The 26,357-nt window shown below is 58.8% G+C and carries 27 protein-coding genes; 17 read left to right on the forward strand and 10 right to left on the reverse strand.

All coding sequences use genetic code 11. The annotated features are described in order from the left end of the window. The first annotated feature begins 133 nt into the window (after nucleotides 1-133). Nucleotides 134-361, forward strand: a complete 228-nt coding sequence (locus QRN20_RS03640) for a YheU family protein (RefSeq protein ID WP_004879420.1) — start codon at nucleotides 134-136, stop codon at nucleotides 359-361. Nucleotides 362-364: 3 nt separating this feature from the next. Here QRN20_RS03640 and csrA read toward each other — a convergent pair whose 3' ends face one another. The 3 genes from csrA to QRN20_RS03655 form a co-directional block, all read right to left on the reverse strand. Beyond that, nucleotides 365-562 (reverse strand): carbon storage regulator CsrA, encoded by a 198-nt coding sequence (gene csrA / locus QRN20_RS03645; RefSeq protein WP_004879419.1) that lies wholly within the window; start codon nucleotides 560-562, stop codon nucleotides 365-367. Nucleotides 563-735: 173 nt separating this feature from the next. Further along, nucleotides 736-1,548 carry an SDR family oxidoreductase gene (locus QRN20_RS03650; RefSeq protein WP_029241926.1) on the reverse strand — a complete coding sequence of 271 codons (813 nt, stop codon included), beginning with the start codon at nucleotides 1,546-1,548 and terminating at the stop codon, nucleotides 736-738. 103 nt (nucleotides 1,549-1,651) lie between these two features. Further along, complete coding sequence (locus QRN20_RS03655) at nucleotides 1,652-2,029, reverse strand: DUF2784 domain-containing protein (RefSeq protein ID WP_029241927.1); 378 nt, start codon at nucleotides 2,027-2,029, stop codon at nucleotides 1,652-1,654. A 290-nt stretch (nucleotides 2,030-2,319) separates the two neighbouring features. Here QRN20_RS03655 and QRN20_RS03660 point away from each other — a divergent pair, with 290 nt between their 5' ends. Then, nucleotides 2,320-2,478, forward strand: coding sequence for a DUF3309 family protein (locus tag QRN20_RS03660; RefSeq protein WP_004879412.1), 159 nt, complete (start codon nucleotides 2,320-2,322; stop codon nucleotides 2,476-2,478). Nucleotides 2,479-2,569: 91 nt separating this feature from the next. Here the strand turns inward: QRN20_RS03660 and QRN20_RS03665 are convergent, their stop codons facing one another. The 3 genes from QRN20_RS03665 to QRN20_RS03675 all read right to left on the reverse strand — a co-directional run bounded on the left by QRN20_RS03665 (nucleotide 2,570) and on the right by QRN20_RS03675 (nucleotide 5,625). After that, the gene (locus QRN20_RS03665; RefSeq protein WP_025992966.1) at nucleotides 2,570-4,228 is read right to left on the reverse strand and encodes a cation acetate symporter; all 1,659 of its coding nucleotides are present in this window, start codon (nucleotides 4,226-4,228) and stop codon (nucleotides 2,570-2,572) included. Next, entirely contained in the window at nucleotides 4,225-4,536 is a 312-nt protein-coding gene (locus QRN20_RS03670; RefSeq protein ID WP_004879410.1) for a DUF485 domain-containing protein, read from the reverse strand. The genes QRN20_RS03665 and QRN20_RS03670 overlap by 4 nt, the downstream gene beginning before the upstream one ends. 234 nt (nucleotides 4,537-4,770) lie before the next feature. Beyond that, nucleotides 4,771-5,625, reverse strand: coding sequence for a glycine betaine ABC transporter substrate-binding protein (locus QRN20_RS03675; protein WP_122466428.1), 855 nt, complete (start codon nucleotides 5,623-5,625; stop codon nucleotides 4,771-4,773). A gap of 1,118 nt (nucleotides 5,626-6,743) precedes the next feature. Between QRN20_RS03675 and mlaY the strand changes: the two genes are divergently transcribed. The 3 genes from mlaY to QRN20_RS03690 all read left to right on the forward strand — a co-directional run bounded on the left by mlaY (nucleotide 6,744) and on the right by QRN20_RS03690 (nucleotide 9,908). Then, nucleotides 6,744-8,042 carry a lipid asymmetry maintenance lipase MlaY gene (mlaY, locus tag QRN20_RS03680; RefSeq protein WP_004879401.1) on the forward strand — a complete coding sequence of 433 codons (1,299 nt, stop codon included), beginning with the start codon at nucleotides 6,744-6,746 and terminating at the stop codon, nucleotides 8,040-8,042. After that, nucleotides 8,035-8,847: an MlaA family lipoprotein gene (locus QRN20_RS03685; protein WP_043304726.1), complete on the forward strand. Its 813-nt coding sequence runs from the start codon at nucleotides 8,035-8,037 to the stop codon at nucleotides 8,845-8,847. Before mlaY ends, QRN20_RS03685 begins: the two co-directional genes overlap by 8 nt. A 206-nt stretch (nucleotides 8,848-9,053) precedes the next feature. Next, entirely contained in the window at nucleotides 9,054-9,908 is an 855-nt protein-coding gene (locus QRN20_RS03690; RefSeq protein WP_058431944.1) for a pirin family protein, read from the forward strand. Nucleotides 9,909-9,965: 57 nt separating this feature from the next. On the opposite strand, the gene aceE is transcribed toward QRN20_RS03690, so the two are convergent. Next, entirely contained in the window at nucleotides 9,966-12,635 is a 2,670-nt protein-coding gene (gene aceE / locus QRN20_RS03695) for a pyruvate dehydrogenase (acetyl-transferring), homodimeric type (protein ID WP_088235752.1), read from the reverse strand. Between the two features lie 175 nt (nucleotides 12,636-12,810). On the opposite strand from aceE, the gene QRN20_RS03700 reads away from it, so the two are divergent. Continuing rightward, nucleotides 12,811-13,260, forward strand: coding sequence for a MarR family winged helix-turn-helix transcriptional regulator (locus QRN20_RS03700; protein WP_096766554.1), 450 nt, complete (start codon nucleotides 12,811-12,813; stop codon nucleotides 13,258-13,260). Between the two features lie 138 nt (nucleotides 13,261-13,398). Here the strand turns inward: QRN20_RS03700 and QRN20_RS03705 are convergent, their stop codons facing one another. Beyond that, nucleotides 13,399-14,583 carry a patatin-like phospholipase family protein gene (locus QRN20_RS03705; protein ID WP_122613875.1) on the reverse strand — a complete coding sequence of 395 codons (1,185 nt, stop codon included), beginning with the start codon at nucleotides 14,581-14,583 and terminating at the stop codon, nucleotides 13,399-13,401. 32 nt (nucleotides 14,584-14,615) lie between these two features. After that, nucleotides 14,616-15,548: a lipid A biosynthesis lauroyl acyltransferase gene (locus QRN20_RS03710; protein WP_029241934.1), complete on the reverse strand. Its 933-nt coding sequence runs from the start codon at nucleotides 15,546-15,548 to the stop codon at nucleotides 14,616-14,618. Between the two features lie 120 nt (nucleotides 15,549-15,668). On the opposite strand from QRN20_RS03710, the gene minC reads away from it, so the two are divergent. The 5 genes from minC (at nucleotide 15,669) to QRN20_RS03735 (ending at nucleotide 19,906) form a co-directional block, all read left to right on the forward strand. Next, entirely contained in the window at nucleotides 15,669-16,409 is a 741-nt protein-coding gene (minC, locus tag QRN20_RS03715) for a septum site-determining protein MinC (RefSeq protein WP_004879392.1), read from the forward strand. A 231-nt stretch (nucleotides 16,410-16,640) separates the two neighbouring features. Then, complete coding sequence (minD, locus tag QRN20_RS03720; protein WP_043304722.1) at nucleotides 16,641-17,453, forward strand: septum site-determining protein MinD; 813 nt, start codon at nucleotides 16,641-16,643, stop codon at nucleotides 17,451-17,453. Further along, the gene (gene minE / locus QRN20_RS03725; RefSeq protein WP_004879390.1) at nucleotides 17,453-17,707 is read left to right on the forward strand and encodes a cell division topological specificity factor MinE; all 255 of its coding nucleotides are present in this window, start codon (nucleotides 17,453-17,455) and stop codon (nucleotides 17,705-17,707) included. Before minD ends, minE begins: the two co-directional genes overlap by 1 nt. Before the next feature lie 90 nt (nucleotides 17,708-17,797). Beyond that, the gene (locus QRN20_RS03730; protein ID WP_004879389.1) at nucleotides 17,798-18,433 is read left to right on the forward strand and encodes an RluA family pseudouridine synthase; all 636 of its coding nucleotides are present in this window, start codon (nucleotides 17,798-17,800) and stop codon (nucleotides 18,431-18,433) included. Between the two features lie 183 nt (nucleotides 18,434-18,616). After that, nucleotides 18,617-19,906 carry a M18 family aminopeptidase gene (locus tag QRN20_RS03735; RefSeq protein ID WP_029241936.1) on the forward strand — a complete coding sequence of 430 codons (1,290 nt, stop codon included), beginning with the start codon at nucleotides 18,617-18,619 and terminating at the stop codon, nucleotides 19,904-19,906. 55 nt (nucleotides 19,907-19,961) lie between these two features. Here QRN20_RS03735 and QRN20_RS03740 read toward each other — a convergent pair whose 3' ends face one another. Then, nucleotides 19,962-20,681 (reverse strand): UTRA domain-containing protein, encoded by a 720-nt coding sequence (locus QRN20_RS03740; RefSeq protein ID WP_029241937.1) that lies wholly within the window; start codon nucleotides 20,679-20,681, stop codon nucleotides 19,962-19,964. A gap of 356 nt (nucleotides 20,682-21,037) precedes the next feature. Here QRN20_RS03740 and QRN20_RS03745 point away from each other — a divergent pair, with 356 nt between their 5' ends. The 6 genes from QRN20_RS03745 (at nucleotide 21,038) to QRN20_RS03770 (ending at nucleotide 26,306) form a co-directional block, all read left to right on the forward strand. Then, complete coding sequence (locus tag QRN20_RS03745; RefSeq protein ID WP_043304718.1) at nucleotides 21,038-22,105, forward strand: ABC transporter substrate-binding protein; 1,068 nt, start codon at nucleotides 21,038-21,040, stop codon at nucleotides 22,103-22,105. Between the two features lie 99 nt (nucleotides 22,106-22,204). Further along, the gene (locus QRN20_RS03750; RefSeq protein ID WP_285360008.1) at nucleotides 22,205-23,011 is read left to right on the forward strand and encodes an alkaline phosphatase family protein; all 807 of its coding nucleotides are present in this window, start codon (nucleotides 22,205-22,207) and stop codon (nucleotides 23,009-23,011) included. Then, on the forward strand, nucleotides 23,008-23,850 hold the full coding sequence (locus tag QRN20_RS03755; protein WP_025995137.1) for an ABC transporter permease: 843 nt from the start codon (nucleotides 23,008-23,010) through the stop codon (nucleotides 23,848-23,850). Before QRN20_RS03750 ends, QRN20_RS03755 begins: the two co-directional genes overlap by 4 nt. Continuing rightward, entirely contained in the window at nucleotides 23,837-24,634 is a 798-nt protein-coding gene (locus QRN20_RS03760) for an ABC transporter permease (RefSeq protein WP_058431938.1), read from the forward strand. Before QRN20_RS03755 ends, QRN20_RS03760 begins: the two co-directional genes overlap by 14 nt. Nucleotide 24,635: 1 nt before the next feature. Continuing rightward, nucleotides 24,636-25,625, forward strand: a complete 990-nt coding sequence (locus QRN20_RS03765) for an ABC transporter ATP-binding protein (protein WP_029241942.1) — start codon at nucleotides 24,636-24,638, stop codon at nucleotides 25,623-25,625. Nucleotides 25,626-25,652: 27 nt separating this feature from the next. Further along, nucleotides 25,653-26,306: an HAD family hydrolase gene (locus QRN20_RS03770; protein WP_029241943.1), complete on the forward strand. Its 654-nt coding sequence runs from the start codon at nucleotides 25,653-25,655 to the stop codon at nucleotides 26,304-26,306. The last annotated feature ends 51 nt before the right edge of the window (nucleotides 26,307-26,357 follow it).

Genomic DNA, 26,357 nt, shown 5'->3' on the forward strand with positions numbered 1-26,357 from the left:
GCGTCACGGGAGGCATGCCCACGCGGAGCGATGGGCACGATCAGTGTCGAGGCAGGCCTTGCTGACAGCCATATGAATTGCGACACCTGCCATCACCGCACTATCATCGTCGGCTATCGACTCGAGAACCGCCATGCTCATCCCCTACGACCAGCTTGAACCCGATACCCTCACCCGCCTGATCGAAGACTTCGTCACCCGCGAAGGCACTGACAATGGCGACGAAACGCCATTGCAGACCCGCGTGCTGCGGGTGCGGCACGCGCTGACCAAGGGACAAGCGGTGATTTTCTTCGACCTGGAAAGCCAGCAATGTCAGTTGATGCTCAAGCACGACGTGCCCAAGGAATTCTTCGACTGAGTATCAGGCAGCGGGCGATCCCGGCTGCTGCTCTGCCAGCTTGTTGGCAATGCGACGAAACACCTCGGCGCGGTGGATCTTGATGTCCTTGGGTGCGTCGATACCCAGGCGGACCTGATTGCCATTCACACCCAGGATCTGCACGGTGATGTCATCACCGATCGAAAAGGTCTCGCCAATTTCCCGCGTCAGTACCAGCATTTTTCTACTCTCGTGTTGTTACAAAAGAGTCAGGGTGCAGGGCAGAATCGAGGGCTTCAATACGATGATGGCAAATCAGTAACGTCCTTCACGTGCGCCGGAGCGCACTGAAGGAAACGTCCTACCTACGGGTCAAAAAAGCTGAAAAACTCACGCTGAACAGTCGGACACCGTCAATTTGTCTGCCGTGCCTTGGCGCGCATCTTGCCGCACATGACCGTCATTTCCTCATACATGGCCTCGGGGTGTTTGCGCTTGAGCTCCCACGCCATGCGTCCTTCTTCGTGAGGCAGGATCATGAACTCGCCTTTGCCGACCTGCTCGAAGATGTGGTTGGCGATGTCGCTGGCCGTGATCGGGGATTTTTCCAGCAGCCTGCCGATCTGCGCCTTCATCGACGGTGTAGGTCCGCGAAAGGAATCCAGCAGGTTGGTCTGGAAGAACGATGGGCAGACGACATGCACACCGACCTCCTGATCACGCAGTTCAACCAGCAGACTTTCTGACAGGGCAACCACGCCCGCCTTGGCCACGTTGTAGTTGCTCATGGCCGGCGCCTGCATCAGCGCAGCCATTGAGGCGATGTTGATGATCTTGCCCTTGCTTGCCTGCAGCATCGGCAGGAACGCCTTGCAGCCCTTGACCACGCCCATGAGATTGATCGCGATCTGCCAGTCCCAGTCTTCCAGCGACAGCTCGTTGAAGAAACCGCCCGAGGCGACACCTGCATTATTGACGATGATGTCGATACCACCGAAACGCTCTTCGCACGCCTGAGCGAAGGCGGTCAACTGGCTGTAGTCGCGCACATCGCAGCGCTGAACGAAACCGTCACCGCCTGCTTCGCGTACCAGGCTCAGGGTTTCCTGCAAACCGGCGTCATTGACGTCCGACAGCGCCAGACGCCAGCCTTCGCGCGCCCAGCGCAGTGCAATTTCACGGCCCAGACCCGAACCGGCGCCAGTAATCATGATGCGGTTTTGCATAGCGGAATGCCTTGTGATGTGCAGGAATAGACGGAGTGTAATCACTGCCGGAGCCGGACAACCCCAACATCAGAACGCTGAATACCCGGAGCAAACCTGTGTGTTATCCGCGCCTGAACCTGCGCACGCCACGGACGAGCAATGCCCCGTATACCGATGCGTTGATCAGCAGAACGATACCGCCCAGCCAGAGCTGAATCTGTGGGGTCAGCCCTGCGGGATAGATCAGCGGGATCAGGTAATGCTCGATGAAACCGCCGTCGTAACCCTGATCGCCCGCTCTGCTGCGCAAGGCATTCTCCAGCGGCGTCAACGGGCAGTATAAATGCAGGAATTCGACTGCAGCCCCCCAGGTCATGGCAGGAAGGTGCAACAGCGCTGCCCACGGCCAACGCAGAACCAGCAAGCCGCCCAGCAGCACGAACAAAATGAACAGCAGGTGAAACGTGACAACTGCATCTGCAGCCAGGCGGAAGATCATCGGTACACCTTTGAAGTAGTGAATCGAGCGGGCGGATTTATAAACCGCCCGTTAGTTCAATCTTTTAACACCCTTTATTAATCCGTTTTGAACTATCAAATCCAAAAATAATCGACGCAACTCATTGTTTTTCATGACTTTTAAAAATTGTAAGATTTTATTCAACGACGATAGAACCTTTCATGAACGGCCAGAGTCGGATGTTTCAAGCAGCTAAAACTCAAGGCTTCAGAGCCAAGAGCTTTTAACTGCAGGAACTCTAACCGGAATTACAAGAAGGAACTCACGTCATGGGCATCGGCACTATTCTTATCATCGTTCTGATTCTGCTGCTGGTCGGCGGTCTGCCGGTCTTCCCGCACTCGCGCAGCTGGGGCTACGGTCCATCGGGCGTGATCGGTACGATCCTGGTCATTCTGCTGATTCTGGTATTGCTCGGCAGAATATAACGTTCCTGCCAAAGCCCCGCCCTCACCCGCGGGGCTTTTTATTGCACAAAAAAAGCAGCCCGAGGGCTGCTTTTTTCATGAAGCGTACTGCTTAGTGTGACACCGCACCGCTGGCACCCAAGCCAGTCTGCGAACGTACGAACTGCGGGAAGAACAAGGCGCGCTCGCCCTCTGCCGCTTTCGACTTGTCGGTGATGGAGAAGAACCAGATGCCCACGAATGCGATGGCGATGGAGAACAGCGCCGGGTATTCGTAAGGGAAGATGGCTTTCGGGTTGTGCAGGATCTGCACCCAAATGGTAGGACCCAGCACCATCAGCACGACCGCACTGATCAGACCCATCCAGCCGCCGATCATGGCGCCACGGGTGGTCAGGTTTTTCCAGTACATGGAAAGCAGCAGGATCGGGAAGTTGCAGCTTGCCGCTACCGAGAACGCCAGACCTACCATGAACGCGATGTTCTGGCTTTCGAAGGCGATACCCAACAGGATGGCCACGACCGCCAGCGCAATGGTGGTGATCTTAGAGATACGAATCTCGTCCTTCTCGTTGGCCTTGCCTGCCTTGATCACACTGGCGTACAGGTCATGAGACACCGCCGATGCACCGGCAAGGGTCAGACCGGCAACCACGGCCAGGATGGTGGCGAACGCAACCGCCGAGATGAAGCCCAGGAACAGACTGCCGCCCACTGCGTCGGCCAGATGCACCGCTGCCATGTTGTTACCGCCCAACAGAGCACCTGCCGCGTCCTTGAACATCGGGTTGGTGCTGACCAGCAGGATCGCGCCGAAACCAATGATGAAGGTCAGGATGTAGAAGTAGCCGATGAAACCGGTGGCGTAGAGCACCGACTTGCGGGCTTCCTTGGCGTCGCTCACGGTGAAGAAGCGCATCAGGATGTGAGGCAGGCCTGCAGTACCGAACATCAGGGCCAGACCCAGCGAGAACGCCGAGATAGGATCCTTCACCAGCCCGCCGGGGCTCATGATCGCTTCACCTTTGGGGTGAACCTTGATGGCCTCGGAGAACAGCATGTTGAAGTCGAAGTTGACGTGCTTCATCACCATCAGCGCCATGAACGAGGCACCGGACAGCAGCATCACCGCTTTGATGATCTGTACCCAGGTGGTGGCCAGCATGCCGCCAAACAGCACGTACAGGCACATCAGGATACCGACCAGCACCACGGCCACGGTGTAATCCAGACCGAACAGCAGCTGGATCAGCTTGCCGGCACCGACCATCTGGGCAATCAGGTAGAACGCAACCACGACCAGCGAACCGCAGGCCGACAGGGTACGAATCTCTTTCTGCTTGAGGCGGTAGGAAGCAACGTCAGCGAAGGTGTATTTGCCCAGGTTACGCAGGCGCTCGGCGATCAGGAACAGAATGATCGGCCAGCCCACCAGGAAGCCGATCGAGTAGATCAGGCCATCGTAGCCGGAGGTGTACACCAGTGCGGAAATACCCAGGAAGGACGCCGCCGACATGTAGTCGCCCGCGATGGCCAGACCGTTCTGAAAACCGGTGATCTTGCCGCCCGCCGAGTAGTAGTCCGACGCTGTCTTGTTTTTCTTCGAGGCCCAGTAGGTGATGTAGAGCGTAAAGCCCACGAATGCCAGGAACATCACGATCGCCGAGACGTTCAGGGGTTGTTTCTGTACCGCCCCGGTGAGGGCATCTGCCGCCATGAGGGCCGGCGCACAGATAGACAGGCCGATGGCCAGGGATAGACGACGGATCATTGCTGAGCCTCCTTGAGAATCGCATTGTTCAAGTCGTCGAATTCACCGTTGGCGCGGCGCACGTAGATGGCCGTCAAGACGAATGCCGAGACAATCAGGCCAACCCCGATCGGCATTCCCCAGGTAATAGAAGAGGTCGCGCTCAGTTTGGCACCCAGGATATGTGGCCCGTACGCAATCATCAGGATGAATGCGGCATAGAGCCCAAGCATGATCGCCGAGAGAATCCAGGCGAAACGCTCTCTCTTGGAAACCAGCTCCTTGAATCGCGGGCTGTTTTGAATCGAGAGGTAAATGCTGTCGTTCATTGTTTTTGTCCTCGCAGCACAGATGAGATGTCACGTATTCCACTTTAGTCAGGTCCGGCGCGCACTCCAGACGACCTTAGTATTAGAACGACATTAGTCGTAGATTCGTGATGCTGCTCTCAATCAGCAGGCGAAGACGCTCAAGGCGCTTGAAAACTTTATCGCGGGCAAACAAAAGGCCGTCTGACGAGAACGCCAGACGGCCTTGAAAGCATTGAAACAGAGGCCTTGCGGTTATTTACCTGTCCAGGCGGCAACACGATCCGGGTGTTTGGCGACCCAGTCCTTGGCAGCCGCTTCAGGCTTGGCGCCGTCCTGGATGGCCAGCATCACCTCGCCAATTTCGTCTTTCGACGCCCACTGGAATTTTTTCAGGAAGGCCACGGCGTCCGGTGCCTTTTTCTCGAGGCCCAGGCTTGCGACGTTGTCGACGGTTTCAGCCGCGCCGTAGACGCCCTTCGGGTCTTCCAGGAATCGCAGCTTCCATTTGGCGAACATCCAGTGCGGCACCCAGCCGGTCACGGCAATCGATTCCTTGCGCTCTTCGGCCCGGGTCAACGCGGAAATCATGCCCGCGCCGGAACTGGCCTGCAGCTTGTAACCTTCAAGCCCGTAGTCCTTGATGGCCTGATCGGTCTTGATCATCACGCCCGACCCTGCGTCGATACCCGTGATCTTCTTCTTGAAGGACTCATCGGTCTTGAGGTCTTCAATGCTCTTGGCCTTCACGTATTCCGGCACGATCAGGCCGATCTTGGCGTCCTTGAAGTTGGGGCCGTAGTTGACGACCTGATCCTTGTACTTGGCGTAATACTCCCCATGGGTGCTCGGCAGCCAGGCGGACAGGATCATGTCGAGCTTGTCGGTGGCCACCGCCTGCCACATGATTCCGGCCGCAACGGACTGCAGTTTGACGTCATAACCAAGCTTCTGCTTGAGCACTTCGGATGCCACGAAGGTGGTGGCTACGCTGTCGGACCAGCCTTCTACATAGCCAATGGTCAGCGTCTTGGTTTCAGCAAGGGCCAGCGTGGAGCTGACAGCAAGTACCAGCGCGGCACCCGCCCCCAGGATTTTTCGCATCTTCATCGTCACTTCCCCGGAAGTCCTGCGCCGACGGCTGTCGGACAGGGTTAACGTTGTTTTTCATGCCGCATGCCCACCCGAATCCGGAGCGAGCTGCGACCTGCACGTCTTGATCGCTCCTGCGCGCAACGCACGCACCGTAACGCACACTGATCATCGGCCTGCTCCGCGATCCGGCATGCTCTGCCTGCGACACCGGGACAACGGGAAACGACATCACACAGCCATCAGCGACACCACGTTCCGAAAAACGTCTTGACGAGGTTCACACCGGCATAGAAACAGGATGTGTTACCGAAGACTCACTTCCGAAAGCCTTTTCGGGTAACACGGAAACATTACCGCAAAAAGACAGGGCTTCGATTTGCACCTATTTTCAGCAAGTCATTGTTTTTTAATGACTTTAAAAAGTTGGCATGGCAACTGCTATCTCTCAGGCACAACAAAAACAAGAAATGTGCAGCAAACCAATAAAAACAAGACGTAACGGCTCTGACATAACAAGAACAACACGGACAGAGACGCAGCTAACAGATTTTTTTGGAGTGGATCAGCTTTACAGGGACTTCGCCTCGCGAGGCCCCGCAATCGGACAGAGAACAATAAAACTACCCTCAGGTAGCTCCAGAACCGGTTGGACCCCGATGTTGTGCAGACAAAGGGTTGAAGCGAGTCAGCGCTCAAAAAAATACGTTTGCTCTTGACCCCGCATGGGGGTCGCACTGAAACGCGGTAAAGGTCAGGTCACCAAAAACAACAACAGACCGCCTATAACAATAAGAAGAGCACGTGAAACACATTAGAAGGAGAGCCCCGGCTCTCCTTTGTGCTGTCTGGCATTCGGGATTTATTTTCCAGATCGTCGAATCTTTGCCCGTAACGGCCCTCAAACCCCCTCTGACAGGTCAGTCTGCCTCCTGAAACAGGGTGTCGGCATGCCGGACGTGAACCAAATTCGACTTGTTCGAAAAAAAAGCACAGATCTGCATTGCAAAATCCACAGACCGTGTATTGTTCCGTCAGGTTTACAAGGTTCGCACTCGCAATGCGGCACTTTGGCATTACGCCAGTTGTCATAGCCTGCGTACCTCATCAGCACTTCTTTCCCAAGGGATTTAGTCATGCTCCGTTTTCTGCGCTTCGCTACCGTTATTGGTGGCCTGTGTTTAAGTGCGTCCGCTCTGGCGACGAATGTCGACCCCGCCACTTATGGCTACCCGCTGACTAATCCGTTCGAAGCGACCATTGCTACAACACCTCCCGACCTGCGTCCCGACCTGCCCGATGACGAAGACATCGATCAGGATGTGTACACGCTCAATCTGCACCCTGAGCGAGAATTCACCCTGCCCGATAACTTCTGGGCGGTAAAAAAGCTTCACTATCGACTGGCCAAACAGGATCACGCCGCACCACTGATCTTCCTGATCGCGGGCACTGGCGCCCCCTACAACAGCACGATCAATGAATTCCTGAAGAAACTGTATTACGGCGCGGGTTATCACGTCGTTCAGTTGTCGTCGCCCACCAGCTACGACTTCATGAGTTCGGCTTCACGTTTCGCAACGCCTGGCATCTCCAAGGATGACGCCGAAGACCTGTACCGCGTGATGCAGGCCATTCGTGCACAACAGGCGCAACTTCCAGTGACAGACTACTACCTGACCGGCTACAGCCTCGGGGCACTGAACGCCGCGTTCGTCAGCCAACTGGATGAAACCCGTCGCAGCTTCAACTTCAAGAAAGTGCTGTTGCTCAATCCGCCGGTCAACCTTTACACCTCGATCACCAACCTCGACAAAATGGTCCAGACCAACGTCAAGGGCATCAACAACACCACCACGTTCTACGAACTGGTACTGGCCAAGTTGACGCGTTACTTCCGCCAGAAGGGTTACATCGACCTGAACGACGCCCTGCTTTTCGACTTCCAGCAGTCCAAGCAGCACCTGACCAATGAACAGATGGCGATGCTGATCGGCACCTCGTTCCGCTTCTCCTCGGCTGACATCGCGTTCACGTCCGACCTGATCAACCGTCGCGGTCTGATCACCCCACCGAAATTCCCGATCACTGAAGGCACCAGCCTGACGCCGTTTCTCAAGCGTGCCCTGCAGTGCGACTTCGACTGCTACCTGACCGAACAGGTCATCCCGATGTGGCGTGCCCGCACCGACGGTGGCAGCCTGCTGCAGCTGGTCGATCAGGTCAGCCTGTATGCACTGAAGGATTACCTGCACAACAGCAGCAAGATTTCAGTCATGCACAACGCAGACGACGTGATTCTGGGTTCGGGTGATCTGGGCTTTCTGCGCAAGACTTTCGGCGATCGCCTGACCGTTTATCCTTACGGCGGCCATTGCGGCAACATCAATTACCGCGTCAACAGCGACGCCATGCTGGAGTTCTTCCGTGGCTAAACGTCTTTTACTCCTTGCCGCCCTGCTCTGTGCCGGTACGGTTCACGCCGCTGACGCGGTCACCAGCAACAAGGCCGAGCACCCGGCGACCGTCCTGCGCCAGGTAGATGCGGATGGCTTCACCCAGCCGCTCAAGTCCCTGCAGTTCAACCCGGGCCTTGATCAGCGTGAGTTCGAGCGCGCCTCCATCAACGCGCTGGAAGTCTACGATCCGCTGGAGTCCTGGAACCGCCGGGTCTATCACTTCAACTACCGTTTCGACGAGTGGGTATTCCTGCCGGTCGTGAACGGCTATCGCTACATTACGCCTGGATTTGTGCGCAGTGGTGTGAGCAACTTCTTCAGCAACCTGGGCGACGTGCCCAACCTGCTGAACAGCCTGTTCCAGTTCAAGGGCCAGCGTTCGCTGGAAACCACCGGACGCCTGCTGCTCAACACCACCATCGGTGTCGCCGGCCTGTGGGATCCTGCCACCATGATGGGCCTGCCACGTCAGAGCGAAGACTTCGGTCAGACGCTGGGCTTCTACGGCGTGCCGGCAGGCCCGTATCTGGTGCTGCCACTGTTTGGTCCGTCCAACCTGCGTGATACCGGCGGGCTGGTGTTCGACTTCGCCGCCGAAATGCAGATCAACTTCCTCAACGTAGCCGACGTCAGTAATGACCATCCGGAAATCATGCTGTTGCGAGCCATTGACAGGCGTTATGTGACCAGCTTCCGATACGGCCAGCTGAACTCGCCGTTCGAATACGAGAAGGTGCGCTACGTCTACACCGAGTCGCGCAAGCTGCAGATCGCCGAATAAGCGAAACCTGTAGAAAAACGGCCAGCCCGAGTGATCGGGCTGGCCGTTTTTGTTTAAAACGTGTCTCGCATGGACCTGCACCCGGAGCACCCGGAGCACTCCAAACATCGATCAATTCGATTGATACACCCCACTATTCAAATCCATCCATCGATTGAACAGGCATACCATGCCGTCATTGTTACCTTACAAGAGTGCCTTTTTTCATGACTCAGTTTCGTAAAGTACTGGCGATCCAGGCAGGCCAGCCGACGTCGGATGGTGCCGGTGTGCGCCTGACCCGGGTATTTGGTGGTCAGGGTGTGGAGCAGTTCGATCCTTTTCTGATGCTCGACGAGTTTGGTTCGGACAAACCCGACGATTACATCGCAGGCTTCCCGCCACATCCGCACCGCGGCTTTGAAACCGTGACCTACATGCTCGAAGGCCGTATGCGCCACGAAGACCACATGGGTAACGTCGGCCTTCTGCAAGGCGGTGGCGTGCAGTGGATGACCGCAGCGCGCGGGATCATTCACAGCGAGATGCCAGAGCAGGAAGAAGGCGTGATGCGCGGTTTCCAGCTGTGGCTGAACCTGCCCGGCAAGAACAAACTGGCCGATGCCAGCTATCAGGACATTCAGCCGGAAAATATTCCGCACCTGACCACGCAGGAAGGCGTCGAGGTGGTGCTGATCGCCGGTCAGTTCGATGACGGCCGGATTCAACAGGTCGGTGCCGTACAGCGTCCTGACACCGAACCGTTGTATTTCGACTTCCATATGCCGACTGGCAGCCACATCAGCCCGCGTATCCCGCAAGGCCATCGTGCGCTGCTGTATGTGTACGAAGGCAGCATCGAGGTCGAAGGCTGCGCACAATCCATCGGCGCCAGCCGCATGGTGCGGCTGGGCGATGAAGGTGAGCTGCGGATCAAGAGCGCCGACGGCGCACGGGTATTGCTGATTGCCGGCAAACCCCTGCGTGAGCCGATCGTGCAGTACGGGCCATTCGTGATGAACACCCGTGAGGAAATCGAACAGGCATTGCGCGACTTCCGGGATGACCGTCTGACGGCATGATGCATCGCGCGTCCACGTGTACAGCGAAGCGTGGCTGCGCTGTACACGGAAGCGGCATTACACCAGAACCGGGTTTTGCTTCTGCGGGTTGATCTTGTAGCGTTCGATCGCCTCGGCTACCCGCGTGCGCTCGATTTTGCCGTCATCCGCGAGCGCCTTCAGGGCTGCCAAGGCCACGAAATAGCGATCGACCTCAAAGAAGTGCCTGAGCGATTCACGCGTATCGGACTGACCGAAGCCGTCAGTGCCTAGAGCCACGAAACGGCGCATCGGTACGAAAGGACGGATCTGGTCAGCAAAGATTTTCATGTAATCGGTCGCAACGATGACCGGCCCCTCCCTGTCCGCCAGACAGCTTTCCACGTAACTCATGCGCGGTTCCTGCGCAGGGTTCAACAGGTTCCAGCGCTCGACGTCCTGCCCTTCGCGGCGCAGTTCGGTGAGGCTGGTGACACTCCAGATTTCACTGCTCACACCGAAGTCTTCTTCAAGCAGCCTGGCTGCCGCAATGACTTCCAGCAGAATCGAACCGCATCCCATCAACTGCACATGTCGCCCAGCGTTGTTCGAAGCGCTGGCCTTCAGCGGGTACATGCCTTTGATGATGCCGGCCTCGGCGCCTTCGGGCAGATCGGGGTGCGGGTAGTTCTCGTTGAGCAGCGTGATGTAGTAGTAGATGTCTTCGTTTTCCGCAAACATGCGCCGCATGCCATCCTGAATGATGACCGCCAGTTCGAAGGCAAAGGTCGGGTCGTAGGACACGCAGCAAGGGATGGTCGAGGACATGACATGGCTGTGGCCGTCATCATGCTGCAGACCTTCGCCCATCAGGGTCGTACGTCCGGACGTGGCGCCCAGCAGGAACCCGCGCGCCCGGGCATCACCCGCCGCCCAGGCAAGATCGCCGACACGCTGGAAACCGAACATCGAATAGAAGATGTAAAACGGCACGGTCATCACGCCGTGGTTGGCGTACGACGTACTGGCTGCGATCCAGGAAGAGATGGCACCGGACTCGTTGAGCCCTTCCTGCATGATCTGCCCGTCCTTGCTTTCCTTGTAGTAGCTCAGTTGCCCGGCATCCTGCGGCGTGTACAACTGACCGACGTGGGAATGGATGCCGATCTGCCGAAACAGGTTTTCCATGCCGAACGTTCGCGACTCGTCAGGCACGATCGGCACGATGAGTTTGCCGATGTTCGGGTCCTTGAGCAGCGTCGACAGGATGCGCACGAATGCCATGGTCGTCGATATCTCGCGCTCACCCGTACCCTTGAGCTGAGTTTCCAGGGTTGAAAGTGGCGGGATCTGCAAGGTTTGTGCATCACTGAACCGGGCCGGTATGTAGCCGCCCAGTTGCGCGCGTCGGGCCTTGAGATACAACGCCTCCGTACTGCCTTCGGCGGGCTTGAGGTAAGGCAGATCGCCCAGTTGCTCGTCCGTGATCTCCAGCGAGAAGCGGTCACGGAATGCCTTGACGGCTTCTGCACCAAGCTTCTTCAACTGGTGATTGATGTTCTGCCCTTCACCCGCCTCGCCCATGCCGAATCCTTTGACGGTCTTAGCCAGAATCACCGTCGGTCCGCCCTTGTGCCGCATGGCGGCGGCGTAAGCGTTATGGACCTTCTCCGGGTCATGACCGCCACGGGAGAGCTTCCAGATTTCGTCGTCGGTCATGTCGCTGACCAGCTCCAGCAACTGCGGATATTTGCCGAAGAAGTGCTCGCGCACATAGGCGCCGTTCTGGGATTTGTAATTCTGATAGTCGCCGTCCACGCATTCCATCATGCGCTGACGCAACAGACCGCTCTTGTCCTTCTCAAGCAATGCATCCCAGCCACTGCCCCAGATAACCTTGATCACGTTCCAGCCGGCGGCGCGATACAGGCTTTCGAACTCCTGAATGACCTTGCTGTTACCGCGGACCGGGCCGTCCAGACGCTGCAGATTGCAGTTGACCACGAAGATGATGTTATCGAGCTTCTCACGCCCGGCCAGTGCGATGGCAGCCTGCGACTCGGGCTGATCCATCTCGCCGTCGCCCAGGAATGCCCAGACCTTGCGGCCCTGATGCTCCTTGAGACCACGGTTTTCAAGATAACGCATGAAGCGCGCCTGATACGCCGCCGTGATCGGGCCAAGCCCCATGGACACGGTCGGGAACTGCCAGAAGTCTGGCATCAGACGCGGGTGCGGGTAGGAGGAGATACCGTCGCGGTCGGTTTCACGACGGAAGTTGTCCAGTTGCTCCTCGCTCAGGCGGCCTTCCAGATACGCCCGGCCATAGATTCCCGGCGAAGAATGGCCCTGGATGTAAACCAGATCACCGGCAAACTGCTCGGTGCGACCACGAAAAAAATGGTCGAAACCCACGTCATAAAGCACCGCCGCCGAAGCGTAGGAGGCGATGTGTCCGCCCACACCCGAGTGCTTGCCAGCGCGCAGCACCATGGCCAGCGCGTTCCAGCGGATAAAGGCATTGATCCGTTTTTCGACCTGCAGATCGCCCGGGTAAGGCTGCTGGCGATCACTGGGGATGGTGTTGACGTAGGGCGTCGTGACCCGGCCGTAGAAGTCGCCGTGCTGCGCGACATCGAAATCCAGCAACTGATCGATCAGGTAATGCGCGCGCGAGCGCCCCTCGCTGTGAAGGACAGACTCAATCGATTCGATCCATTCGCGGGTTTCCTGCGGATCCTCGTCAAGATACCGGGGTTGCTGTGCCATCGTCGTCTCCTACTGGTGATGCGGCAGTGGGCGCCGGACCTTTCGGCGCCATGGCGAAGGGTCGCTGGATAAGCGCCCACTTCGAAAATCTGATTGCAATTGCAATCACATACCTGAATTTATCTCGTGCTCAGTTACAATTGCAACCCAATCAAATTTCAGCGAAAGGTGATTCATGTCGTCAGTCGAACCGGATACGTGGTTCAGATTCGTCAGGGCGCACCGCTGTCTGATTCGCGAAATCGAACGGCGCCTGGCTGCAGCCGAACTGCCTCCGTACGCGTGGTATGACGCGCTCTGGGGCGTGGAAAGCGGTGCCGAGGGCACGCGACGCATGCATGAACTGGCCGACGTCATGGCGATTGAGCGCTACAACCTGACGCGCCTGATCGACCGACTTGAAAGCGAAGGCTTGGTCGAACGCCATCGGTCCGACAGTGACGGCCGGGGTGCGGTCGCAACCATTACCGACAAAGGTCGGACGTTGCGTAAACGCATGTGGACGATCTACGAAGCGGCAGTTGATGAGTTGTTTCTGGCGCAGTTCGACACGCAACAGCGTCAGGTTTTCGCCGACGCACTGGAGCGCGCCGCACTGGCGGCCCGTCAAAGTGGCAAGGGCTGACATCAGGTCAGCCAGTAGCGTTGCAGGGCGCTTTTCACGAACCGGTAATCGATCTGCCCGCCTTGCGGAGACTTGCAGGTCAGGCGGTTGAAATAGCGGGTATTTCAACAGCAGGCACCCAACCTGCCGGGGAGCCACTCAAGGCAGTCGCAGAAACCGCTTCAACTCCGCCCCTTGTGCAATCGCGTCATGCCGTCCCAGTTCGATCAGTTCGCTGCAATAGCCCGATTCGAACAGCAGATAGCTCAAGACGCTGGCACCACTGGTCTTGGTTGCACCCGGTCCGCGCAGGAACGTGCGCAAGGCAGGTGGCAGCTCGCGGCGGTGACGGGCGGCGATTTCATCCAGCGGCCGGCTCGGGGAAATCACCAGCACCTCGACAGGAGCCAGTCCTGGCTGACTCCGGGCCTCCTCGTCCTTGATCAGCGAACTGGCCATGTTCAGCCGCTCGAGCAGTTCGATATCGCTTTCCAGATTGTCGATGAAGGTGCTGTTGAGCATGTGGCCGCTGATCTGCGCCATGCTGGGTTGCGCGCCACTGGTGGGACGCGGGGCCAGCTTCGTGGCGTGCAAGCCATGCGGATTGCCACTGACGCCGACCACCAGCACGCGATTGGCGCCCAGATGAAGCGCCGGACTGATCGGTGCCGACTGACGCACGGCACCATCACCGAAGTACTCATCCTCAAGCTTGATCGGCGCGAACAGCAGTGGAATGGCGGAGCTGGCCAGCAGGTGTTCGATCGTCAACCGAGTAGGCTTTCCAACGCGCCGGTGACGCAGCCAGGGCTCGATAGTGCCGCGCCCCTGATAGAACGTGACCGCCTGACCGGACTCGTAACCAAATGCGGTGACGGCGACCGCACGCAGGTGATGCGCTTCGATGGCCGCCTCGATTCCGCCAAGGTCCAGCCGTTCGGTCAACAGATCACGCAAAGGCGAGCTGTTGAGCAGCGCAACCGGAATGTTGCGACCCAGGCCAGTCATGCTGCGCCCAAAGAATCGTCCGGCCTGCCGAATCACCCCCGGCCAGTCGCTGCGCAGTACCTGATGGCTGCGAAACGACTGCCAGAACTCGGTCAGCTGATGGATGGCGATACGAAAGTGCAGCGCGCCGCTGGCCAGTTTCACGGCATTGATCGCGCCAGCCGACGTGCCGACGATAACGGGAAAGGGATTGGGTGAGCCGGGAGGCAACAGATCGGCAATGCCTGCCAGTACTCCCACCTGATACGCGGCACGTGCGCCGCCGCCTGAAAGAATGAGCCCGGTGACAGGCTCGACATCGTGTGCAGCAGGTGTCGCTACGGCGGATTCTGGCATCTACAACTGACCTCGGTGATCAACGACGCTTTTTATTTATGCTTCCTGTATAGCTTCGGTTCACCGGCTGGTCGACTCTTGAAGCGTCGATGGGCCCAAAGATATTGCGATGGGCATTCAGTGATAGCACTTTCTACCCATTGATTGATGCGCAGGCAATCGGCTTCGTCGCTCTCGCCGGGAAAATCCTGCATCGGCGGATGGATCACCAGCCGATAGCCACTGCCGTCCGCCAGACGCTGCTGAGTGAACGGTACGACTTGGGCGCGGCCCAGCTTGGCGAATTTGCTCGTCGCCGTCACAGTCGCGGCCTGGATGCCGAACAGCGGCACGAACACGCTCTGCTTGGCGCCATAGTCCTGATCCGGTGCATACCAGATCGCCCTGCCCGCACGCAGCAGTTTGAGCATGCCGCGCACGTCTTCGCGCTCGACCGCCAACGAATCCAGGTTGTGGCGCTCACGTCCGCGACGCTGGACGAAGTCGAACAACGGGTTGCGGTGTTCGCGGTACATGCCGTCGATGGTGTGTTGCTGACCGAGCAGCGCGGCGCCGATTTCCAGCGTCGTGAAATGCAAGGCCATCAGAATCACGCCCTCACCCTTCTGTTGCGCGTTCTGCAGGTGCTCCAGCCCTTCGACATGGGCCAGTCTGGCCAGTCGCTGTTTCGACCACCACCAGCTCATGGCCATTTCGAAGAAGGCGATGCCGGTGGAGGCAAAGTTTTCCTTGAGCAGGCGCTTGCGTTCAGCGGCGGACATCCGAGGGAAACACAGCTCCAGATTGCGCGAGGCAATATATTTTCGATCAGTGGCGACCCGGTACATGACCGCCCCAAGCAGCCGACCGATGACCAGCAGCACACGAAACGGCAGCTGCACGATCAGCCACAGAAGCCCCAGCCCCAGCCATAGCGGCCAGAAACGAGGGTGAAGGAAACGGGCGTTAAAGCGCGGGCGATCCATTTGGGCTTCCGTCAGAACAAAGGCCGCGCATTCTACATCGGTTCGACCGGCTTGCGGCCTGCGGGCGTTCTCGTTATAAGTCTCGGCACTTTTAGCGACAAGCTGTTGTGTAAGCCGACCATGAGCCAGATTGAATCGCAAAACCCGGAACCTGTATTTCAGCTCAAGGGCAGCATGCTTGCCATCACAGTGATGGAGCTGGCCCGAACCAATCTTGAAGCGCTTGACCGGCAACTGGCGGCCAAGGTCGCGCAGGCGCCCAACTTCTTCAGCAACACGCCGCTGATCCTGGCTCTGGACAAACTTGCGCCCAACGAGGGCTCGGTCGACCTGCCGGGGCTGGTGCGCATCTGTCGCCAGCATGGCTTGCGTACCCTGGCGATCCGCGCCAACCGCATCGAAGACATCGCCGCCGCCATCGCAGTCGATCTGCCGGTGCTGCCGCCGTCCGGTGCCCGTGAGCGCGTGCTGGACCCTGTCGAAGCCGAAGCGCCGAAAAAAATTCCGGAAAAACCGCCTGAACCGACCATCAAGCCAACCCGCGTAATCACGGCGCCGGTACGTGGTGGCCAGCAGATTTATGCCCAGGGTGGCGATCTGGTAGTGGTTGCTCCGGTCAGTCCCGGTGCGGAACTTCTGGCCGATGGAAACATCCATGTGTACGGCCCAATGCGCGGTAGAGCACTGGCAGGTATCAAGGGCGATACCAAGGCACGGATTTTCTGCCAGCAGTTGAGCGCTGAACTCATTTCAATCGCCGGGCAGTACAAGGTGTCTGAAGACCTGCGCAGGGACCCGCTTTGGGGCTCGCCGGTCCAGGTCAGCCTTTCCGGTGATGTGTTGAACATCATTCGGCTTTAACGGATACTGCCGCAATTTTCAAAGTATCCCTGATTCGTCGCGAAAACGTAGTAAAGGTTGTAGGAAATCCTGGGGAGCGCTGCTCTTCAGCCGGTAAATGAGTCGAAAGTTGCAGCGTCCAGCTCTCTTTCCAGGACCAGGCCATACGATTTCCTTGATTCTTCGACTGACGCCGCGTCAAGGGATGCTCTTCAGGGACCAAAAGTCCTTTTCCTCTAGGGGTGATTCACCTTGGCCAAGATTCTCGTTGTTACATCCGGCAAGGGTGGTGTGGGCAAGACCACCACCAGCGCCGCTATCGGTACAGGCCTCGCCATGCGCGGCCACAAGACTGTCATCGTCGACTTCGACGTCGGCCTGCGTAACCTCGACCTGATCATGGGTTGCGAACGTCGTGTCGTTTACGACTTCGTCAACGTGGTCAACGGCGAGGCCAATCTGCAGCAGGCGCTGATCAAGGACAAGAAGATCGAAGGTCTGTTCGTACTTGCAGCCAGCCAGACCCGTGACAAGGAAGCACTGACCAAGGAAGGCGTCGAAAGAGTCCTGATGGAACTCAAAGAAACGTTCGAATACATCGTCTGCGATTCTCCGGCAGGTATCGAAACCGGCGCGCACCTGGCGATGTACTTCGCCGACGAAGCGATCGTCGTGACCAACCCTGAAGTGTCGTCGGTCCGTGACTCCGATCGCATGCTGGGCCTGCTGGCCAGCAAATCCCGCCGCGCCGAGAACGGCGAAGACCCGATCAAGGAACACCTGCTGTTGACTCGCTACAACCCTGAGCGCGTCAGCAAGGGCGAGATGCTCGGTGTTGAAGACGTCAAGGAAATCCTTGCTGTCACGCTGCTGGGCGTCATTCCCGAGTCGCAAGCGGTACTCAAGGCCTCCAACCAGGGCGTGCCCGTTATCCTCGACGACCAGAGCGACGCAGGTCAGGCGTACAGTGACGCCGTTGACCGCCTGCTGGGCAAGACGGTGGACCACCGGTTCCTGGATATGAAGAAGAAAGGATTGTTTGAACGCCTGTTCGGGAGCAATTAATGAACATTTTTGACTTCTTTCGTGACCGCAAAAAAGAAAGCACGGCCTCGGTAGCGAAAGAGCGTCTGCAGATCATCGTTGCCCACGAACGTGGCCAGCGCAGCACACCGGACTACCTTCCTGCACTGCAGAAGGAACTGGTGGAAGTGATCCGCAAATACGTCAATATCGAGTCCGATCAGGTACAGGTCGCTCTGGAAAACCAGGGCAGTTGTTCGATTCTGGAACTCAATATCACTCTGCCCGATCGCTGATCAGGCAGTCGTCTTCGGCGGTATCGGTGCCCTCATCAAGAGGTAGCGCCTTTACCGCCGTTGGCGTTTCTCGCGTTTCGAGGCCGTTGCATGCCGTTGTCGAACATCCGCATCATTCATCAGGACGCCGCCGTTCTGGTGATCGATAAGCCTACCCTGCTGCTGTCCGTTCCCGGTCGTGCCGACGACAACAAGGACTGCCTGATTACCCGTCTGCAGGAAAACGGCTACCCCGAAGCCCGCATTGTCCATCGTCTGGACTGGGAAACCTCGGGCATCATTCTGCTGGCCCGCGATGCCGACACCCATCGCGAGCTGTCGCGTCAGTTTCATGACCGTGAAACCGAAAAGGCCTACACCGCGCTGTGCTGGGGTCAGCCTGCGCTGGACAGCGGCAGTATCGACCTGCCATTGCGCTACGATCCGCCGACCAAACCGCGTCACGTGGTGGACCACGAGGCGGGCAAGCACGCGCTGACGTTCTGGAAGATCATCGAGCGCTACGATACGCACTGCCGTGTCGAGCTGACACCGATCACCGGTCGCTCGCACCAGTTGCGGGTGCACATGCTGTCCATCGGGCACCCGCTGCTCGGCGACGGCCTGTATGCACATCCCGAGGCGCTGGCGGCATACCCGCGTCTGTGCCTGCATGCCAGCATGCTGAGTTTCACGCATCCGGTGACCGGCGAGCGTCTGACCTTTGAGTGCCCTGCTCCGTTTTGATGTCGACATTCGCAGACAAGCGTTCGCGTATAAAGCATTTAGCTCGCTGAACAAGCGCAGCTCTGGTGGGAGCGGAGGCAGCTTGCCGAAATCTCGTATGGCTGCGAGCGATAGCGGCGTTTCCCACGTACAGAGTTCGCGGCCAATGCGGTAAACTCGCGCCATTGCTGTCTGGAGCTAGTTATGCGCGAAGAGTTGAATAAAGGCCTGATCGATTTCCTCAAGGCCTCTCCTACACCGTTCCATGCCACCGCCACCCTCGTACAACACCTTGAAGCTGCCGGTTTTCAGCGTCTGGACGAGCGCGACACCTGGTCCATCGAGACCGGCGGGCGTTACTACGTCACGCGCAATGACTCCTCCATCGTCGCCGTCCGCATGGGCCGTCAGTCGCCACTGACCGGCGGTATCCGCATGGTCGGCGCGCACACCGACAGCCCGTGCCTGCGGGTCAAGCCGCAACCCGAGCTGCAACGTCAGGGTTTCTGGCAACTGGGCGTGGAAGTCTACGGCGGCGCACTGCTGGCCCCGTGGTTCGACCGCGACCTGTCGCTGGCCGGCCGTGTCACTTTCCGTCGTGACGGCAAGGTCGAAAGCCAGCTGATCGACTTCAAGTTGCCGATCGCGATCATTCCCAATCTGGCGATCCACCTGAACCGGACCGCCAACGAAGGCTGGGCGATCAATCCGCAGAACGAACTGCCACCGATCCTGGCCCAGGTGGCCGGTGACGAACGTGCAGACTTCCGCGCCCTGCTGACCGATCAACTGGCGCGCGAACATGGCCTGAACGCCGACGTGGTGCTGGATTACGAGTTGAGCTTCTACGACACCCAAAGCGCTGCAGTGGTCGGCCTGAACGGCGACTTCCTGGCCGGTGCGCGTCTGGACAACCTGTTGTCCTGTTTCGCCGGACTGCAGGCGCTGCTCAACAGCGACAGCGATGAAACCGCCCTGCTGGTGTGCACCGACCATGAAGAAGTCGGCTCGTCGTCAGCCTGCGGTGCGGACAGCGCGATGCTGGAACAGATCGTTCAGCGCCTGCTGCCTAGCAGCGAAGACTACGTGCGTACCATCCAGAGATCGCTGCTGATCTCGGCTGACAACGCCCACGGCATTCACCCCAACTATGCCGACAAGCACGACGCCAACCACGGACCGAAGCTCAACGCCGGGCCGGTGATCAAGGTCAACAGCAACCAGCGTTACGCCACCAACAGCGAAACCGCCGGTTTCTTCCGCCATCTGTGCATGGCCGAAGAAGTGCCGGTACAGAGTTTTGTGGTGCGCAGCGACATGGCGTGCGGCTCGACCATCGGACCGATCACCGCCAGCCATCTGGGTATCCGCACCGTCGACATCGGTCTGCCGACCTTCGCCATGCACTCGATTCGCGAACTGGCCGGCAGCCATGACCTCGCGCATCTGGTCAAGGTACTCACCGCCTTCTACGCCAGCCACGAGCTGCCGTAACCCCGCGCATGGTGTTCGCGGGCCTCGGCGGCCCGCGGACAACAGGCTTCATCCCTCAGATATCCCGCACCATTGCGCTCACGTGAATGGCATCGTGACGCCAGTACTCCAGGTCGCAATCGATCAGACGGCCCTGCTGGTCGTAATTGATCCGCGCAATGCGCAAACCCGGACTGCCGACAGATACTTTCAGAGCGGCTGCGGCTTCGGCGTGCAACGCGGTGGGCACCATCTCGAAGCGGACCTGCCCGTAACGCAGGTCGTACTGGCGGGCATACAGTTCGGTCAGTGACTGCTCCATGTCGAAATCCAGAATCCCCGGAAAGAACTCCGGCTTCAGGTAGTGCTCGACGTACAGCACCAACCGCTGATCGATGCGACGTGCGCGGCAGATCTGGATGACGCTGGACAACGCAGGCAACTCCAGCATGGCGCAGATCATTGCCGAGGCAGGCTGCAGACGTGCCGACAGGACCTGGGTGTGCGCCACTCGCCCCTGCGCCGAGACCATCGCGTGAAAGTGACTGCGACGAATCAGGTCATAGGCCAGTCGCGGAGGCGAGATGAACCAGCCACGACGTTCCTCGCGATACACCAGCCCCATGGCCTCCAGCTGTACAAGCGCCTCACGCAAGGTAATACGCGTGGTGTCGAACACCTCGCTGAGCTTGCGCTCGGCAGGCAATTTGCTGCCAGGCGGCAACAGGCCGTGCTCGATCTGCTCTTGCAGGGCGTGGCAAATGGTTGTTACCGCTCGTGGCACATCTTCGCGCATTCAGCTACCTGTCTGGACTAGACCAGCCCTGTCGTGGGGCACGCTTTCACCCCTGCCGTTGTCGTCAGCCGTGTTGCAGCAAGCCTAGGCCGGGTCTATGACCGTCCTGTGACACGTTGCTACAGGATCCATGCCAATCCCCGCTCAGACAGCCCTCAAGCCCTTGAACAGCAAGCACTTGAGTCTGGTCTACGCTTAGCGCCAGGCAGTGCCCGAATGCAGGCAATGTGGAATCAACCACGCGGCCCGACACGAAAATGTCATGCAACAGGCCTAACTTGGCTCAGGTATTGCTGATCTAGACCAAACCATCCGCAACGAACACTTCCAGTAAAGAAGTGCACTAGGAGCTTCGAATGAAACATCTTTTGTTGGCATCACTCCTCGGCTCGGCCATCGCCATGAGCGCGTCAGTCATGGCTGCGGACACAGACCTCAAGACCCTGGAAGCCGCAGCCAAGGCTGAAGGCGCCATCAACAGCCTCGGCATGCCGGATGACTGGGCGAACTGGGGCGGCATCTGGACCGATCTGGAAGCCAAATACGGTCTCAAGCACACCGACACCGACATGAGTTCGGCGCAGGAAGTGGCCAAGTTCGATGCGGAAAAAGACAACGCGAGCGGCGATATCGGTGACGTAGGCGCAGCCTTCGGCCCCATCGCTGTCGCCAAGGGCGTTACCCAGCCTTACAAACCAAGCACCTGGAACCAGATTCCAGACTGGGCCAAGGACAAGGAAGGCCACTGGGCATTGGCCTACACCGGCACCATTGCGTTCATTGTGAACAAGAACCTGCTGCACGGATCCGAAATCCCGAAAACCTGGGCCGACCTGAAAACTGGCAAATACAAAGTCTCCATCGGTGACGTGAGTTCTGCTGCCCAGGCGTCCAACGGTGTGCTGGCCGCCGCCTTCGCCATGAAAGGCGACGAGGCCAACATCGAACCAGGCCTGCAACTGTTCACCGAACTGGCCAAACAGAAGCGCCTGTCGCTCGCCAACCCGACCATCCAGACCATCGAAAAGGGTGAAGTCGAAGTGGGCGTGGTCTGGGACTTCAACGGCCTGAACTATCGCGCCAAGATGACCAAGCCTGATGATTACGTGGTGCTGATTCCATCGGACGGCTCGGTGATCTCCGGCTACACCACCATCATCAACAAATACGCCAAGCACCCGAACGCCGCCAAACTGGCGCGTGAGTACGTGTTCAGCGACGCGGGCCAGATCCAGCTGGCCAAAGGCAACGCACGTCCGATTCGTGCCGAGCACATCACCCTGCCTGAAGACGTGAAAGCCAAGCTGCTGCCAAACGAGCAGTACAAGAACGTCACGCCGATCAAGGACGCAGAAGCCTGGGAAAAGACCTCCAAGGCCCTGCCTCAGAAGTGGAACGAGCAAGTCATCATCGAGATGAACTGATGCTCTGCGCGACTCAAGGATGATGTCGCATCTCATGCACGGTCGAGTCCTCCTCGCCCGTGCCGGGTCATGCCATATCCGCACCCAAGCGAGTTGCCCATGAAACACAATGTCATCCTCATCGTGCTCGACGGCCTCAATTACGAAGTGGCACGGCATGCGATGGGCCATCTTCAGGCCTGGCACGCCGCCGGACGCGCAGCGCTGTACAAGCTGGAATGCGAACTGCCCGCGCTGTCACGCCCGCTCTACGAATGCATCCTGACCGGCGTCGCGCCCATCGAAAGCGGCATCGTGCACAACAACGTGTCGCGCCTGTCCCGTGAACGCAGCGTGTTTCACTATGCACGCGACGCCGGGCTGAGCACGGCGGCTGCGGCCTATCACTGGTTCAGCGAGCTGTACAACCGCACGCCGTTCGAGGCGGCACGCGACCGAAACACCGAGGCACCGGAGTTGCCGATTCAGCACGGGCTGTTCTACTGGGCAGACCATTATCCGGATTCACATCTGTTCGCCGACGCAGAAAGCCTGCGCCTGAAACACGCGCCGAATTTTCTGTTGATTCACCCCATGAACATCGACGACGCCGGGCACAAGCACGGCCTCGACACCCCGCAGTACCGCAACAGCGCGCGCAGCGCCGACATCATTCTGGCCGACTACCTGCAGGGCTGGCTGGACGCGGGCTATCAGGTGCTGATCACCGCAGACCACGGCATGAACAACGACCGCTCGCACAACGGCCTGCTGCCCGAAGAGCGCGAAGTACCGCTGTTCGTGCTGGGTGAGGCATTCAGCCTGGACCCAGACGCCAGACCGCGCCAGACCGATCTGTGCGGCACGATCTGCGAACTGCTCGGCGTGCCCCACGACAAACCCGTGTGCCGGGAGATCCTCAATTGACCACCTTTACCCGAGGCAAATGGCTGGCGCTGTTGTGCCTGGTGCCGTTTGCACTGTTCTTCATCGTGTTCCAGATCGCCCCGCTGTTCTGGGTGGCAATCCACAGCGTGCAGAGCGACAGCGGCTGGGGCCTGGAGAACTTCAGCAAGGCGTTCAATTCGCGCTTCTATCGCCAGGCCATGCAGTTCAGCCTGGAGATCAGTTTCTGGTCGAGCCTGTTCGGCATTCTGATTTCGATCCTCGGCGCCTATTCGTTGCGCAAGGTCGATTCGCGACTGCGGGACTTCGTCAATTCATTCGCCAACATGACCAGCAACTTCGCCGGTGTCCCGCTGGCATTCGCCTTCATCATCCTGTTGGGCTTCAACGGCGCGCTGACGTTGATCCTCAAGGACGCCGGGATCATCGATGACTTCAACCTGTACTCCAAGACCGGGCTGATCATCCTCTACACCTACTTCCAGATTCCGCTCGGCGTCCTGCTGTTGTACCCGGCGTTCGATGCCGTGCGCGAGGACTGGAACGAGTCGGCCGCCCTGCTGGGCGCCAGCAGCTTCCAGTTCTGGCGCTATATCGGCCTGCCCGTGCTGACACCTGCCCTGCTCGGCACCTTTGTCATCCTGCTGGCCAATGCCCTGGGTGCGTACGCTACGGTCTACGCGCTGACCACCGGCAACTTCAACGTACTGCCGATCCGCATCGCCGCCATGGTGGCGGGCGACATCACGCTCGACCCGAACATGGCCAGTGCGCTGGCGATGATTCTGGTAGGACTCATGACCCTGGTGACGGTCATCCATCAGTGGCTGTTGAAAAGGAGCTACCATGTCGCGCGTTGAAAAAGGGCCTGCCGGCGTCTACCACAAGACCGTGGTGTGCCTGCTGTTCCTCACTCTGCTGCTGCCCCTGGCGGGCACCTTTGTGTATTCGATATCGACCAGTTGGTCGGCAACCATTCTGCCCAGCGGACTGACCTTCAAGTGGTACGTGGCGCTGTGGAGCGATCCACGCTTTCTGGCTGCATTCAGCCAGTCACTGCTGGTCTGCGTCGGCGCGCTGATGCTGTCGGTGGTGCTGATTCTGCCGCTGCTGTTCGTGGTGCATTATCACTTTCCGCGCCTCGACGGACTGATGAACATCCTGATCCTGCTGCCCTTCGCCGTGCCGCCCGTGGTGTCGTCGGTGGGCCTGCTGCAGTTGTATGGTTCAGGCCCGATGGCGATGGTCGGTACGCCGTGGATTCTGATCGGCTGCTATTTCACCGTCGCCCTGCCCTTCATGTACCGCGCCATCACCAACAACCTGCAGGCAATCAACCTGACCGACCTGATGGACAGCGCGCAGCTGCTGGGTGCCAGCACCTGGCAGGCGGCCTTCATCGTGGTGCTGCCGAACCTGCGCAAGGGCCTGATGATCGCCCTGCTGCTGTCGTTCTCCTTCCTGTTCGGCGAGTTCGTGTTCGCCAACCTGCTGGTCGGCACGCGTTACGAAACCCTGCAGGTCTACCTCAACAACATGCGCAACAGCAGTGGCCACTTCAACAGCGCACTGGTGATTTCCTACTTCCTCTTCGTGCTGGTGCTGACCTGGGCCGCCAATCGACTGAACAAGGACAAAGACTGAGATGAGTTTTGTCAGCATTGAAAACCTGCAGAAGAGCTACGCCAGCACGGCGGTGTTCAGCGACATCAACTGCGCCATCGAAAAGGGCGAGTTCGTCACCCTGCTCGGCCCGTCCGGCTGCGGCAAGTCCACCCTGCTGCGCTGCATCGCGGGCCTGACGTCAGTGAACAGCGGCAGCATCCTGCTTGACGGTCAGAACCTGGTACCGCTGGCCCCGCAGAAGCGCAACATCGGCATGGTGTTCCAGAGTTACGCGCTGTTTCCCAACATGACGGTCGAGCAGAACGTCGCCTTCGGCCTGCGCATGCAGAAGGTCAGCCCTGACGACAGCCAGAAACGGGTCGCCGAGATTCTCAAGCTCGTCGAACTGCAGGACTACGCCAAGCGCTATCCGCATCAGATGTCCGGCGGTCAGTGCCAGCGCGTGGCGCTGGCCCGCTCGCTGGTGACACGTCCGCGACTGCTGCTGCTGGATGAGCCGCTGTCGGCACTGGATGCACGGATCCGCAAGCACCTGCGTGAACAGATCCGGGCGATCCAGCGCGAACTGGGCCTGACCACCATTTTCGTGACCCACGATCAGGAAGAGGCGCTGACCATGTCGGACCGCATCTTCCTGATGAACCAGGGTCGTATTGTGCAGAGCGGCGATGCGGAAACCCTCTACACCGCGCCAGTGGACGTGTTCGCGGCAGGCTTCATCGGCAACTACAACCTGCTGGAAGCCGACGACGCCAGCCGCCTGATGCAGCGCCCGATCAACAGCCGCATCGCGATTCGGCCTGAATCCATTCAACTGAGCCTCACCGGCGAACTGGAAGGCGAAGTGCGCAGTCACAGCCTGCTGGGCAACGTCATTCGCTACCGCGTGCAGGCGCGCGGCGTGGAATTGGTGGTCGACGTACTCAACCGCAGCGCGGATGATCTGCACCCTGACGGCCGCCGGGTGACGTTGAATATCGAGCCCTCGGCTCTGTGCCCGGTGGCTTGACCGACAAATGATTTAAGGATGCACGCAATGGCTTTAGCAATTTTCGACCTGGACGAAACCCTGATCGGCGGTGACTGCGCCACCCTGTGGAGCGAGCAGATGGGCCGCCTCGGCTGGGTCGATCCGGTTTCGTTCATGCAGCGCAACGACGAGCTGATGGCCGCCTACAGCGCCGGTGAGCTGGCGATGGAAGACTACATGGCGTTCAGCCTTGAACCGATGGCAGGTCGCACGCCGGAAGAAATCGATCACCTCGTAGGCCCGTGGGTGGAAGACGTGATCGAGCCGATCATCTACAGCGACGCCTGCAAATGCATCGCCCAGCATCGCGCCAAGGGTGACCGAATTCTGGTGATCTCTGCATCGGGCGTGCATCTGGTCAAGCCGATTGCCGAACGTCTTGGCATCGACGAAGTGCTGGGTATCGACCTGGACGTGCAACACGGTGTTTACAGCGGTGGCACGGTCGGTGTGATGACCTATCGCGAAGGCAAGATCACCCGACTGATGGACTGGCTGGATGCCGAAGGGGAAAACCTGGAGGGAGCGAGTTTCTATTCGGATTCGCGCAACGATTTGCCGTTGCTGCTCAAGGTTGACCACCCGAATGTGGTCAATCCGGATCCGGTGCTGCTGGAGCATGCGCAGAAGGCCGGATGGCCAGTGCACAGCTGGACCTGAAGCATTTCACCCGGGACTCAGCCTGCTGAAGAAACATTATCCATTGTGGGA

It is taken from the genome of Pseudomonas sp. fls2-241-TYG-175 (assembly GCF_030209155.1).
In the GTDB taxonomy this organism is placed as follows: domain Bacteria; phylum Pseudomonadota; class Gammaproteobacteria; order Pseudomonadales; family Pseudomonadaceae; genus Aquipseudomonas; species Aquipseudomonas viridiflava.

Coding starts and splice junctions, on each gene's coding strand:
- minE (WP_004879390.1), top strand. CDS start 17,453: ATGAACATTTTTGACTTCTTTCGTGACCGCAAAAAAGAAAGCACGGCC.
- QRN20_RS03740 (WP_029241937.1), bottom strand. CDS start 20,681: ATGCGCGAAGATGTGCCACGAGCGGTAACAACCATTTGCCACGCCCTG.
- QRN20_RS03745 (WP_043304718.1), top strand. CDS start 21,038: ATGAAACATCTTTTGTTGGCATCACTCCTCGGCTCGGCCATCGCCATG.
- QRN20_RS03690 (WP_058431944.1), top strand. CDS start 9,054: ATGACTCAGTTTCGTAAAGTACTGGCGATCCAGGCAGGCCAGCCGACG.
- QRN20_RS03705 (WP_122613875.1), bottom strand. CDS start 14,583: ATGCCAGAATCCGCCGTAGCGACACCTGCTGCACACGATGTCGAGCCT.
- QRN20_RS03765 (WP_029241942.1), top strand. CDS start 24,636: ATGAGTTTTGTCAGCATTGAAAACCTGCAGAAGAGCTACGCCAGCACG.
- QRN20_RS03665 (WP_025992966.1), bottom strand. CDS start 4,228: ATGATCCGTCGTCTATCCCTGGCCATCGGCCTGTCTATCTGTGCGCCG.
- QRN20_RS03640 (WP_004879420.1), top strand. CDS start 134: ATGCTCATCCCCTACGACCAGCTTGAACCCGATACCCTCACCCGCCTG.
- QRN20_RS03710 (WP_029241934.1), bottom strand. CDS start 15,548: ATGGATCGCCCGCGCTTTAACGCCCGTTTCCTTCACCCTCGTTTCTGG.
- csrA (WP_004879419.1), bottom strand. CDS start 562: ATGCTGGTACTGACGCGGGAAATTGGCGAGACCTTTTCGATCGGTGAT.
- QRN20_RS03655 (WP_029241927.1), bottom strand. CDS start 2,029: ATGATCTTCCGCCTGGCTGCAGATGCAGTTGTCACGTTTCACCTGCTG.
- QRN20_RS03770 (WP_029241943.1), top strand. CDS start 25,653: ATGGCTTTAGCAATTTTCGACCTGGACGAAACCCTGATCGGCGGTGAC.
- QRN20_RS03675 (WP_122466428.1), bottom strand. CDS start 5,625: ATGAAGATGCGAAAAATCCTGGGGGCGGGTGCCGCGCTGGTACTTGCT.
- aceE (WP_088235752.1), bottom strand. CDS start 12,635: ATGGCACAGCAACCCCGGTATCTTGACGAGGATCCGCAGGAAACCCGC.
- mlaY (WP_004879401.1), top strand. CDS start 6,744: ATGCTCCGTTTTCTGCGCTTCGCTACCGTTATTGGTGGCCTGTGTTTA.
- QRN20_RS03760 (WP_058431938.1), top strand. CDS start 23,837: ATGTCGCGCGTTGAAAAAGGGCCTGCCGGCGTCTACCACAAGACCGTG.
- QRN20_RS03700 (WP_096766554.1), top strand. CDS start 12,811: ATGTCGTCAGTCGAACCGGATACGTGGTTCAGATTCGTCAGGGCGCAC.
- minC (WP_004879392.1), top strand. CDS start 15,669: ATGAGCCAGATTGAATCGCAAAACCCGGAACCTGTATTTCAGCTCAAG.
- QRN20_RS03735 (WP_029241936.1), top strand. CDS start 18,617: ATGCGCGAAGAGTTGAATAAAGGCCTGATCGATTTCCTCAAGGCCTCT.
- QRN20_RS03660 (WP_004879412.1), top strand. CDS start 2,320: ATGGGCATCGGCACTATTCTTATCATCGTTCTGATTCTGCTGCTGGTC.
- QRN20_RS03730 (WP_004879389.1), top strand. CDS start 17,798: ATGCCGTTGTCGAACATCCGCATCATTCATCAGGACGCCGCCGTTCTG.
- QRN20_RS03750 (WP_285360008.1), top strand. CDS start 22,205: ATGAAACACAATGTCATCCTCATCGTGCTCGACGGCCTCAATTACGAA.
- QRN20_RS03650 (WP_029241926.1), bottom strand. CDS start 1,548: ATGCAAAACCGCATCATGATTACTGGCGCCGGTTCGGGTCTGGGCCGT.
- QRN20_RS03670 (WP_004879410.1), bottom strand. CDS start 4,536: ATGAACGACAGCATTTACCTCTCGATTCAAAACAGCCCGCGATTCAAG.